Below are 11,474 nucleotides of genomic sequence, written 5' to 3'. Positions count from 1 at the left end.
GCCCACGTGTTACTCACCCGTCCGCCGCTAGGTTTGTTCCGAAGAACTCCCCTCGCTCGACTTGCATGTGTTAGGCACGCCGCCAGCGTTCGTCCTGAGCCAGGATCAAACTCTCAATTTAAAAGTTAAGCAGAGAGCCCAAATTTATAATTTGGTGCGAATCGCTTAAGCAGATATCTCAAATCTATGATTTGATGATAGTCGCTTACTCTTTGAGCACTCCTCAGCTTCGCTGAGCGAGTTTCCTTCGCTTCTCTATAACTTCATTTTGAGTATCCTTACTCAATTACAGTTATTGACTGGCATTTATTTACCTTAATTCTGTTTAATTTTCAAAGACCATTTGTTTTCGTCATTTCTTGACGACAAAAATTATTTTATACTGAAAAAATACTTTTGTCAACAATATTTTTTCATTTTATATTTGTAAAATAAATACAATATATAAATAAGCTTAAAAAGAAATCCCTAATATCTAATCACTAGCCCCTATGCTTTAATAAATACATAGAGATTAGCGATTAGAGACTAGAGACTATTTTTTATTTTTCATAAACAAACTTATAACATAACTACAAAATCTAAAATCTTCTATTCCTCATTGCCATCATCAATTTCTACTCTATCTTCTATTTCATTTGAATTTGTCGATTCATTTACTAAATTTTCTTCGTTTTCTCCACTAATGTTTACTTTAGCCATAGCAACTACCTTTTCTTCTTCAGTAGTTTTCATTAAAGTAACTCCCATAGCATTTCTACTAGTAGTTGATATATCAGATACATTTATCCTTATTGCTATTCCATTAGTATTAATAAGCATTAATTCTTCTCCATCACTAACTAATCTAGCACCTATAACTTTACCTGTCTTTTCAGATATCTTATAGGTTATAAGTCCTTTTCCACCTCTCTTTTGAAGCGTATATTCTTCAATAGGTGTTCTCTTACCATATCCGTTTTCACTTACTACTAGAAGATCTTGATTCTTAGTAGCTACTTCCATTCCAACAACTTCATCGTCTTCTCTTAAATTAATTGCTTTAACACCAGAGGCAGTTCTTCCTAAAGATCTTATGTCACTTTCATTAAATCTTATGGCATATCCATTTTTAGTTACGTAAATTATCTGGCAATTTTCAGTTGTTACTCTTACACTAATAAGCTCATCATCTTCTTTTAAGTTAATAGCATTTAAACCATTCTTCCTAATAGATGAATACTCACTAAGGGAAGTTTTCTTTATTAGACCTTTTTTAGTTCCCATTACTAAATGGCTATTTTCAGTAAACTCATTTATATATAAAACAGCTTGAATCTTTTCCTCTTGACCTAGAGGGATTAGATTAATTAAATTCATTCCTTTAGCTGTTCTACCTGCTTCCGGTATTTGATAAGCCTTTAGCTGATATACTTTTCCTAGATTTGTAAAGAAAAGTATATTGTTGTGGGTTGTTGTTGTCATAATATGTTCAACAAAGTCATCTTCCTTTGTTGCCATTGCCTGAATACCTCTTCCCCCACGTTTTTGAGCGCTATAGGTTTCAATAGGAAGTCTTTTGATGTATCCAGCATGAGTTAATGTTATTACAAGATCCTTCTCTTCTATAAGATCTTCTAACTCTAAAGCATTTCCCTCATCTGCTATTATCTTACTTCTTCTCTCATCACCATATTTTTGTTTTATTTCGTTAAGTTCATCTTTTATTATTTTTAATAATAGAGCATTATCAGATAAAACTTCTCTGAAATATTTTATTTGTTCTAATAATTTAGTATACTCTTCTTCAATTTTGTCTCTTTCAAGACCTGTAAGTCTTTGAAGTCTCATATCCAAAATGGCTAAAGCTTGCTTTTCTGAAAGACCGAATTTATCCATTAAGCCCTCTTTTGCATCATTTGTTGTTTTAGAAGCTCTAATTAGCTTTATAACCTCATCAATATGATCTAAAGCTATTTTTAATCCTTCCAAGATATGAGCTCTAGCTAAAGCTTTATCTAAATCAAACTGAGTTCTTCTTCTTATAACTTCTTCTTGGAATTTTAAGTAATGTTCTAGCATTTGCTTTAAGTTAATAACCTGAGGTTCTCCATCAACTAAAGCAAGCATTATTATTCCGAAGCTATCTTGCATCTTTGTATGCTTATATAATTGATTTAGAATGATATTTGGATTACTGTCCTTCTTCAATTCAATTACAATTCTCATACCTTCTCTGTCTGATTCATCTCTAAGGTCTGATATTCCATTTATCTTCTTATCCTTAACAAGATCTGCTATATTCTCTATAAGCTTTGCTTTATTAACCTGATAAGGTATTTCAGATACTATTATTCTATGTTTTCCTTTTATCTCTTCTATATCTGCCTTGGCCCTCATTAGTACCTTACCACGGCCAGTTTCGTAAGCTTCTCTTATTCCTCGTTTCCCAACAATTAATCCGTAGGTTGGAAAATCTGGGCCTTTAATTTCAGTCATCAGCTGTTGAACTGAAACCTCAGGATTATCTATTAACATATGGATACCATTTATAACCTCTGTTAAATTATGTGGAGGAATATTAGTTGCCATACCAACAGCAATACCTGATGAACCATTTACAAGTAAATTTGGAAATCTTGAAGGAAGTACTGATGGTTCTTGTTCTTCTCCATCAAAGTTAGGAATAAAGTCTACAGTTTCCTTGTTTATATCCCTAAGCATCTCTAATGTTATTTTCTGCATCTTAGCTTCTGTATATCTCATAGCTGCAGCGCCATCACCGTCTACTGAACCAAAATTACCATGGCCATCTACAAGAGTATATCTAATTGAAAAATCTTGAGCCATTCTTACTAAGGCATCATATACAGCAGTATCTCCATGAGGATGATACTTACCAAGAACGTCTCCGACAATTCTTGCGCACTTTCTATATCCTTTTTCAGGAGTTAATCCTAACTCATGCATTGAATATAAAATTCTCCTGTGTACTGGTTTTAAACCATCTCTTACATCAGGAAGTGCACGACCAACAATAACGCTCATGGCATAATCTATATAACTTTTTTTCATTTCATGACTTATGTCTACCGGTAAAATATTACCTTCGTTATTCATTTTTACACCTCTTTACTAACCTTATATATCTAAGTTAACAACCTTCTTAGCATTTTCATGTATAAATTCACGTCTTGGCTCTACCTTATCTCCCATAAGGATTGTAAATATTTCATCTGCCACCATGGCATCTTCTACTGTCACTTGAAGTAAAGTTCTGTTTTCTGGGTTCATTGTAGTCTCCCACAATTGTGTTGCATCCATCTCTCCAAGACCTTTATATCTTTGAATGTCTGTGTTTTTATCTTTTCCACCCATCTCCATTAATTCGTTTTGAAGCTCATTATCTGAATAAGCATATCTTATATTTTTTCCTTTTTGAATTTTATACAAAGGTGGTTGTGCGATAAAAACATGGCCTTTTTCTACTAATTCCTTCATGTATCTATAGAAAAATGTTAATAAAAGAGTTCTTATATGAGCACCATCGACATCAGCATCGGTCATTATAATAATTCTATTGTATCTTATTTTTGTAACATCAAAATCCTTTCCAATTCCTGCTCCAAAGGCCGTTATCATGGATCTTATAGTATCTGATCCTAATATTTTATCTAACCTCTGTTTTTCAATATTCATTATCTTACCTCTCAAAGGTAAAATTGCCTGGAATCTTCTATTTCTTCCTTGCTTAGCTGAACCTCCCGCAGAATCTCCCTCTACTATGTAAATTTCACATTCCTCTGGATCCTTAGAAGAACAATCTGCAAGCTTTCCTGGAAGTGTTGTACTCTCTAAAACACTTTTTCTTCTAGTAAGTTCTCTTGCCTTCTTAGCAGCTTCCCTAGCTCTAGCTGCTGTTAATGATTTTTCTATTATAATCTTACCAACTGCTGGATTTTCTTCTAAAAAAGTATTTACACTTTCAGCAACTATGGTATCAACTATACCTCTAACCTCAGTATTACCAAGTTTAGTCTTTGTTTGACCTTCAAATTGTGGTTCTGTAAGCTTAACTGAAATTACAGCAGTAAGTCCTTCTCTAGTATCATCACCAGACAAGTTCTTATCATTTTCTTTTAAATATCCATATCTTCTAGCATAATCATTTAAAACTCTAGTAAGAGCAGTTTTAAATCCTGATAAATGAGTACCACCTTCTATAGTGTCTATGTTATTTGCAAATGAAAAAATGTTTTCATTGTAGGTATCATTGTATTGTAATGCTAGTTCAACAATATAATCATCCTTTACACCTTCTACATAAATTGGTTCTGGATGAAGCTTTTCTTTATTTCTGTTCAAATATGAAACAAAAGACTTAATACCACCTTCATAGTGGAATTCATCTCTTCTTTCTTTTTCTCCTCTTTTATCTGTAAGAGTAATTTTTATTCCTTTATTTAAAAAAGCTAATTCTCTTAATCTTTGTGCTAAAGTATCGTAGTCAAATTCAACTTCTTCAAATATATCCTTATCAGGCTTAAAATAAACTACGGTACCGTGATCTTCTGTTTCACCGATAATATCTAATCCACCAAGAACTTTTCCTCTGGAATATTCTTGTCTCCAAATCTTTCCTTCTCTTTTTACTTCTACTTTACAGTATTCTGATAGCGCATTAACAACTGATGCACCTACTCCATGAAGTCCTCCAGATACCTTATATCCACTTCCACCAAATTTTCCACCTGCATGTAGAATAGTCATAATAACTTCTACAGTAGGTATTTGCATTTTTGGATGTATACCTACAGGCATACCTCTACCATTATCATCAACTGTTATTGAATTATCTTGTTCAATAGACACATCTATTCTGTCACAGAAACCTGACAATGCTTCATCAATACTATTATCAACTATTTCATAAACTAAATGATGAAGACCCCTTAAGCCAGTACTTCCAATGTACATACCTGGTCTTTTTCTAACTGCTTCAAGTCCTTCTAATACTTGAATTTGCGATTCATCATAAATTTGATTGTTTTCCATTTATATCCTCCTAACTTACTATTTAGGTTCATAGAACATATTTTCAGTCCTCTTAGTTAAAGTGGAAGAAGATATAGGCGATAGATATATCTTGCTTTTTTTATCTACCTCTGCAACAATAAATGATTTTGCACTTTCTTTACTGATTCTCTCTACAAAACCATCTTCTTCAGCCATCCTTAAAAATTGAATGGTATCTGTACTATACATGGTAGTTTCTATATCAAATATCCCTATTATATCCTTTAATGGAACTACTACATTTTCTCCTAGATGTAAAAACATAAATATCCTCCTTAAAAACTATTAGATATTATTCAACTGTTCCATTTTTTACGTAATACATATTGATATCCTCATCTAAGTAATCCTTAATATCGAATATTCCAGTACAAGTTATTATAGTCTGAACCTTTTTAATAGAATTTAATATATATTTTTGTCTTTTTAAATCTAATTCCGATAAAACATCATCTAATAAAAGTACTGGATATTCTCCAATTTCTTCTTTTATTATTTCTAAAGACGCAAATTTTGTAGACAATACCGCTGTCCTTTGTTGCCCTTGGGAACCAAATTTTCTAGTATCTATATTATTTATGAATATTGAAAAATCATCCCTATGTGGACCTATTGAAGTTATGCCTTTCTCAAGGTCCTTTCTCCTATTTTCACGCAATAATTTAATAAAATCATTTTCAATATTGTCAAAATCTTTAACTTCTGTAATATATTCAAAATCTATAAATTCATTATTTGAGGTAATCTTCTTATGTATTATTTTACCCTGATCATTTAGCTTTTTTATATAATTTAATCTTTCTTTAATAATCAAACTAGCAAATTTACTTATTTGACTATCGTAAATATCTAAGATATTTTTATCATTTTCCCATTTTCTTAAAGCAAAATTTCTTTCATTTAAAACTTTATTATACTGAACAAGGGTATAATAGTATTTTTTATTCAGTTTGCACAATTCAATATCAATAAATTTTCTTCTAAAGGCAGGTGATTCTTTTACAATTTTTAAATCTTCCGGAGAAAATATTACAACATTAAAAACTCCCATGAGATCAGAAATTGAATTCAATTTAATAGAGTTTATATTAATTCCTTTTTTTCCCTCTTTAAATATTTTTATATCAATTTTCTTATCAAGTCTTTCTTTTGAAATATATGTACTTATATAAGCTTCGTCAGCTCCCCATTTGATTAACTCTTTATCTTTACTAGTTCTATGGGATTTTCCAATACTGCAATAATATATACTTTCAAGAATATTAGTTTTTCCTTGAGCATTATCACCTGTAAAAATATTAATGCCTTTATTTAATTGAATTGATAAATTATTATAATTTCTAAAATTTAATAAGTTTAAACTTTTTATATACATAGAAACACCTATTTAATTATATCATAACATACTCAGTGTAAGCCTAAACAATTTTATAAGTTTCTCCCTGAAACTCTATTAAATCACCTTTTGTTAATTTTCTACCTCTTCTTAATTCTACTTCTCCATTAACTTTTACTTCTCCATTTTGAATTAAGAATTTAGATTCTGATCCCATTGAAGTAATATTAGCCCATTTTAGAAATGAATCTAACTTTATTATTTCCGTATTTATTTCTATTTCTTGCATAAAAATAACCTCCTACAAGAATTTTGTTAATTACTTAACAATCTTACCGGTAACACCAAGTATGTATAATTATTATTTTCTTTACTTTTTATTACGCATGGACTAACACTACTTGAAAACTCTAAAACTATTTCATCTTCTTCAATGATTTTTAAAACATCTATTAGGTATTTAGAATTAAATGCAATCTGTAATTCCTCTCCTTGCAAAATTATATTCAATTCTTCTCTCACTCTTCCCAATTGAGAATTAGATGTAATTATTAGTGTATCTTCTTTAATATCAAACTTTATTAAATTAGTGTTTCCATCCTTAGCCATTAGAGAGGCTCTTTCTATACAATTAAGTAATTCTAATCTTTTAGCAGTTACCTTTAAAGCAAATTCTTCTGGAATGATCGAGTTGTATTTTATAAATTCTCCCTCTAATAATCTTGATACTATTTTAGTGTCACCTAAATTAAATAGGATGTGATTTGGAGTAAATGTTATATTAACATTTTCATCTTCATCACTTAAAATTTTAGATACTTCATTAAAGGTTTTTCCAGGAATTACTGCATTTATTACATCTTCGTTTTCAATAATGCTGCTTCTTAGGGCTAATCTATATCCATCTAGAGCAACTAAATTTAGTTTATTTTCCTTAACTTCAAAAAGTATTCCTGTTAAAATAGGCCTAGTTTCTTCTTGCGCAATAGCAAAAATAGTACTTTTTATCATATTTTTCAGCATCTTTTGAGAAACACTAAATATTATATTTTCATTTATCCTTGGTAAACTAGGAAATTCTTCTGGATCCATATGTATTAAATTAAATTTAGATTTTTCACAAATAATTTCTATAGAATTATTATCTAAAGTCTTTATTTCAACCAAGCTATTAGGAAGTTTTCTTATTATCTCACCAAATATTTTTGCATCAACTACTATGCTTCCTTCTTGCAGAACCTCCGCTTCAATTTTAGTTTCTATACTTAAATCTATATCAGAACCTATAAGTATTAGTTCATTATCTTTTGCTGATATTAGTATACCTTGAAGTATTGGCATGGGTGATTTGCCAGTGACAGCTTTTTGTGCTATTGAGATAGCTTCTTGTAATTTGGTTTTGGTACATGAAAAATTCATTAATGATTTTACCTCCTTTATCCACACTTAGTTATTTCTTTATATAGGTAAGATAATTAATAAAAATATAGTAGTAATAGTAATAGGGGCTGTTAGTATGTGGATAAGTACTTCAACCTCAATAAATAAAAGAAAATTAACAGAAAAATTATTGTGGATAAGTAAGTAAGTTAAAATTAACTTTATCCACAATAAAAACACATGAACTTTCTTTTTTATTCTATCCACAAATAATTAAAAACTTATTATAAACAATTGTTTATTTAGTATTAATTTTTTTAGTAAGATCAGTTATTACATTTTTTAATTGTTCATCTTTTTTTAAACCATTTGATATTTTTTCATAAGCATGAATTACTGTAGTATGATCGCGACCACCAAACTCTTCACCTATTTTAGGCAAAGACATATCTGTAAGTTTTCTACTTAGGTACATTGCTATTTGTCTTGGAAAAGCTATATTTCTTGTCCTTCTTGAAGATTTCAATTCTTCAACCTTTAAATTAAAGTAATTTGAAACAACATCTTGAATGAGATTTATTGTAACCTGCTTATTTTGTTCGTTTGAGATAATGTCTTTTAAAGCTTCAGCAGCTAAGTCTACGCTAACATCTTTATTAGTTAATGAAGAATAAGCTACTATTCTTATTAGAGCTCCTTCTAGTTCTCTTATATTTGACTTTATCTTATTTGCTATGTATACCATTACCTCATTAGGTATGTTTAAGTTTTCTACATCTGCTTTTTTCTTTAGAATTGCTATTCTAGTTTCAAAATCTGGTGGTTGAATATCTGCGATTAGACCCCATTCGAATCTAGATCTTAACCTATCTTCTAATGTAGGTATTTCTTTAGGAGGCCTATCACTTGATAATATAATTTGTTTATCAGCAGAATGTAAATCATTAAAAGTATGGAAAAATTCTTCTTGAGTTCTTTCTTTTCCAGCAATAAACTGAATATCATCTATTAACAGAACGTCTACATGCCTATATTTATTTCTAAAATCAACATTTTTATCATCTTTAATAGAATTAATTAGTTCATTAGTAAATTTTTCAGATGATACATAAACAACCTTTGCTTTTGGGTTATTTTGTAATATGTAATGGCCTATTGCATGCATTAAGTGGGTTTTGCCAAGTCCTACACCGCCATATATAAATAAAGGATTGTATGCTTTGGCTGGAGCTTCTGCAACTGCGAGAGAGGCAGCGTGAGCAAATCTATTGCTATTACCAATGACGAAGGAATTAAATGTATACTTTGGATTTAAAGTAGAAGACATTTCATCGTTTACTACAACATTTGAATCTTTAGGAGTAGTATTTTGTATCTTTTCGTTTTCAACGGTACCTTCTTCTGATGAAATTAAAAATTCAATATTATATCTTTTTGAAGTTAATAGTTTAATTGCATTGATTATTAAATCCTTATACCTACTTTCAAGAATGCCTCTTGTAAAATCATTTGGAACTTCTAATTTCATAGTTGTATCTTCTAAAGAAATAGGAACTATGCTTTTAATCCAAGTATTAAAACTTACTTCGGTTAGCTCGCCTTTTATTATATTCAATGTTTTTATCCATAGTTGTTCGAGTTGGGCATTCATTGTTTATCCTCCAGTCTATAAAAATAAAAAAATTTTTGATATAAATTTTATATAATTCACAAAAAATGAACAACTTAATAACAACATAGTATAAGTTGTTGACAAATAGAGAAAATAATATTCACATGTTTATAACATTGTTTATATTTAAAGAATATAAAAAGTATTAACAATAAACAAAAAATACATATTAACATAGTAAAATAAGAAAAATAGCCGACAAATTAAATATGAAGTTCGAATATTAAGAAGTATAGAACAAGTTATACACAGATTTGTCCACAGAGTGTGAATAACTACATTTAAAAACAATTTATTAACAGTTCAACAATAATAATATCAAAAGAATAACTTGTATTCAAGGACTTATCCACAAAAAAAGATCAAAAGAAAAAAATATCAACAGTAAACCATAATCTTGACATTAATAAGGTGTATATATATAATTTAATAGTAAAACTACTTTTTTGAATTACCTTTGTTATGAATTTAATTAATATTCATATAAAGTGTGTAATGTTCATTAGTTGTAAGGAGGTGGATACTGATGAAAATGACATATCAACCAAAGAAAAAGCAAAGAAAAAGAGAGCACGGATTTAGAAAAAGAATGAGTACTTTAAATGGAAGAAATGTTCTTAAGAGAAGAAGACAAAAAGGAAGAAAGAAATTGTCAGCATAAGGGCCGCTTTAGTGGCCTTTTTCTGCAATTGCAGAAAAAAGGAGCACTTTTATGAAAAAAGAACAGAAAATAAGAAAGAATGTGGAGTTTCGTAGGGTTTATAGAAAAGGAAAATCGTATTCTAATTATTTTTTAGTGCTATATGTATTTAGTAATTTTTATAACAATGATAAAAATAGAGTAGGAATATCGGTAAGTAAAAAAGTTGGAAATAGCGTTGTAAGAAGTAGAGTAAAGAGATTGATAAGCGAGAGTTATAGATTACATTTAGGAGAATTAAAAAATGGCTATGATTTAGTTTTTATAGCTAGAAATACTTCAAAAGGAAAGACATATAAAGAAATTGAGAGTTCAGTATTAAACCTATTAAGCAAGGCAGGTTTATATAATAATGAAAAAAATTATTCTTAGTATAATAAAATTTTATAGAAAATACATTTCACCTCTAAAAAGACCTAGTTGCAGGTTTTATCCAACATGTTCTCAGTATGCTATTGAAGCAATTGAAAAATATGGTGTATTTAAAGGTGTTGCTATGGCTTTGAAGAGAATATCAAAATGTCATCCATTTAATCCAGGTGGATTTGATCCAGTTAAATAATTAAGGAGGTCTTGATTTGGAAGTTACTTTTTTAAGTTATGCGTTAATTTCTGTGAAAACTAGTTGGCTGAACAATGCTTTTATTCAATTCTTTAATATAATACATAGTGCTGTTCAAAGCGTGTTTACTAGTCCTAACATATCTTATGGTATTTCAATAATTTTAGTTACAATAATAATAAGGGGTATATTATTTCCTTTAAACTATAAACAGATTAGATCTTCAGTAGTAATGAATGAATTACAACCAGAAATAAAAAAAATACAAACTAAATATAAGAGCGATCCACAAAAACTACAACAAGAAACAATGAAATTGTATAAGGAAAAGGGAGTTAATCCTCTAGGTGGATGCTTACCATTAATTATTCAATGGCCTATATTAATAGCGTTGTACTATGTATTTAATAATTTAAGTACAATAGATCCAAATATTAATACTGCTTCTTTTTTAGGTCTTAAATTAATGGGAGTTCCTGTATTAAGTCCTGACAAATGGTATACTTGGATTTTACCTCTTTTATCTGGAGCTTTAACTTATTATTCCACAATAATGATATCACCTAAGAATCAGGAAAATGCTCAAAATAAACAAATGAATACTATGAGTGTAAGTATGGCTATACTTATCACTTTTATGAGCTTTAAGTTTAATACTGCATTAGTATTGTATTGGGTTACTAATAGTGTTGTTCAAATAGTTCAAACTTTTATTATCAAAAGAATGGAAGATAATAAACTAGCTAAACAAAAGATATAACAATGTGGA

The 11,474-nt window shown here is 29.5% G+C and carries 11 protein-coding genes and 1 rRNA gene; 4 read left to right on the top strand and 8 right to left on the bottom strand.

Translation table 11 applies throughout. The features are described from left to right. The 8 genes from CLHOM_RS06475 to dnaA form a co-directional block, all read right to left on the bottom strand. Positions 1-121, bottom strand: a 16S ribosomal RNA gene (locus tag CLHOM_RS06475); the annotation flags it as partial. Positions 122-591: 470 nt separating this feature from the next. After that, on the bottom strand, positions 592-3,099 hold the full coding sequence (gene gyrA, locus CLHOM_RS06470) for a DNA gyrase subunit A (RefSeq protein ID WP_052220895.1): 2,508 nt from the start codon (positions 3,097-3,099) through the stop codon (positions 592-594). A gap of 21 nt (positions 3,100-3,120) precedes the next feature. Further along, a complete protein-coding gene (gene gyrB, locus CLHOM_RS06465; RefSeq protein ID WP_052220894.1) occupies positions 3,121-5,034 on the bottom strand; it encodes a DNA topoisomerase (ATP-hydrolyzing) subunit B in 1,914 nt (637 codons plus the stop codon). A gap of 18 nt (positions 5,035-5,052) precedes the next feature. After that, complete coding sequence (gene remB / locus CLHOM_RS06460) at positions 5,053-5,319, bottom strand: extracellular matrix regulator RemB (protein WP_052220893.1); 267 nt, start codon at positions 5,317-5,319, stop codon at positions 5,053-5,055. 28 nt (positions 5,320-5,347) lie between these two features. Then, positions 5,348-6,430, bottom strand: coding sequence for a DNA replication/repair protein RecF (gene recF, locus CLHOM_RS06455; protein WP_052220892.1), 1,083 nt, complete (start codon positions 6,428-6,430; stop codon positions 5,348-5,350). Positions 6,431-6,473: 43 nt separating this feature from the next. After that, positions 6,474-6,680 carry a S4 domain-containing protein YaaA gene (gene yaaA / locus CLHOM_RS06450; protein ID WP_052220891.1) on the bottom strand — a complete coding sequence of 69 codons (207 nt, stop codon included), beginning with the start codon at positions 6,678-6,680 and terminating at the stop codon, positions 6,474-6,476. 26 nt (positions 6,681-6,706) lie between these two features. After that, positions 6,707-7,810 carry a DNA polymerase III subunit beta gene (gene dnaN / locus CLHOM_RS06445; protein WP_052220890.1) on the bottom strand — a complete coding sequence of 368 codons (1,104 nt, stop codon included), beginning with the start codon at positions 7,808-7,810 and terminating at the stop codon, positions 6,707-6,709. Positions 7,811-8,069: 259 nt separating this feature from the next. Continuing rightward, positions 8,070-9,422 carry a chromosomal replication initiator protein DnaA gene (gene dnaA, locus CLHOM_RS06440; RefSeq protein WP_052220889.1) on the bottom strand — a complete coding sequence of 451 codons (1,353 nt, stop codon included), beginning with the start codon at positions 9,420-9,422 and terminating at the stop codon, positions 8,070-8,072. Positions 9,423-9,969: 547 nt separating this feature from the next. Here dnaA and rpmH point away from each other — a divergent pair. Genes rpmH through yidC form a run of 4 tightly spaced genes read left to right on the top strand, consistent with a single transcriptional unit; the run spans position 9,970 to position 11,465 of the window. Further along, positions 9,970-10,104 carry a 50S ribosomal protein L34 gene (rpmH, locus tag CLHOM_RS06435; protein WP_052220888.1) on the top strand — a complete coding sequence of 45 codons (135 nt, stop codon included), beginning with the start codon at positions 9,970-9,972 and terminating at the stop codon, positions 10,102-10,104. A gap of 51 nt (positions 10,105-10,155) precedes the next feature. Next, on the top strand, positions 10,156-10,515 hold the full coding sequence (gene rnpA, locus CLHOM_RS06430; protein ID WP_052220887.1) for a ribonuclease P protein component: 360 nt from the start codon (positions 10,156-10,158) through the stop codon (positions 10,513-10,515). Further along, complete coding sequence (gene yidD / locus CLHOM_RS06425) at positions 10,496-10,705, top strand: membrane protein insertion efficiency factor YidD (protein ID WP_052220886.1); 210 nt, start codon at positions 10,496-10,498, stop codon at positions 10,703-10,705. Before rnpA ends, yidD begins: the two co-directional genes overlap by 20 nt. Before the next feature lie 16 nt (positions 10,706-10,721). Continuing rightward, complete coding sequence (gene yidC / locus CLHOM_RS06420; RefSeq protein WP_082204372.1) at positions 10,722-11,465, top strand: membrane protein insertase YidC; 744 nt, start codon at positions 10,722-10,724, stop codon at positions 11,463-11,465. Positions 11,466-11,474: the final 9 nt, after the last annotated feature.

This window comes from Clostridium homopropionicum DSM 5847, assembly GCF_001263795.1.
In the GTDB taxonomy this organism is placed as follows: Bacteria; Bacillota; Clostridia; order Clostridiales; family Clostridiaceae; genus Clostridium_H; species Clostridium_H homopropionicum.
The sequence above is the reverse complement of the archived record's forward strand: the minus strand, read 5'-3'. Positions and strand labels throughout refer to the sequence as shown.

Coding starts and splice junctions, on each gene's coding strand:
- dnaA (WP_052220889.1), bottom strand. CDS start 9,422: ATGAATGCCCAACTCGAACAACTATGGATAAAAACATTGAATATAATA.
- dnaN (WP_052220890.1), bottom strand. CDS start 7,810: ATGAATTTTTCATGTACCAAAACCAAATTACAAGAAGCTATCTCAATA.
- recF (WP_052220892.1), bottom strand. CDS start 6,430: ATGTATATAAAAAGTTTAAACTTATTAAATTTTAGAAATTATAATAAT.
- gyrB (WP_052220894.1), bottom strand. CDS start 5,034: ATGGAAAACAATCAAATTTATGATGAATCGCAAATTCAAGTATTAGAA.
- rnpA (WP_052220887.1), top strand. CDS start 10,156: ATGAAAAAAGAACAGAAAATAAGAAAGAATGTGGAGTTTCGTAGGGTT.
- yidD (WP_052220886.1), top strand. CDS start 10,496: ATGAAAAAAATTATTCTTAGTATAATAAAATTTTATAGAAAATACATT.
- yaaA (WP_052220891.1), bottom strand. CDS start 6,680: ATGCAAGAAATAGAAATAAATACGGAAATAATAAAGTTAGATTCATTT.
- gyrA (WP_052220895.1), bottom strand. CDS start 3,099: ATGAATAACGAAGGTAATATTTTACCGGTAGACATAAGTCATGAAATG.
- rpmH (WP_052220888.1), top strand. CDS start 9,970: ATGAAAATGACATATCAACCAAAGAAAAAGCAAAGAAAAAGAGAGCAC.
- remB (WP_052220893.1), bottom strand. CDS start 5,319: ATGTTTTTACATCTAGGAGAAAATGTAGTAGTTCCATTAAAGGATATA.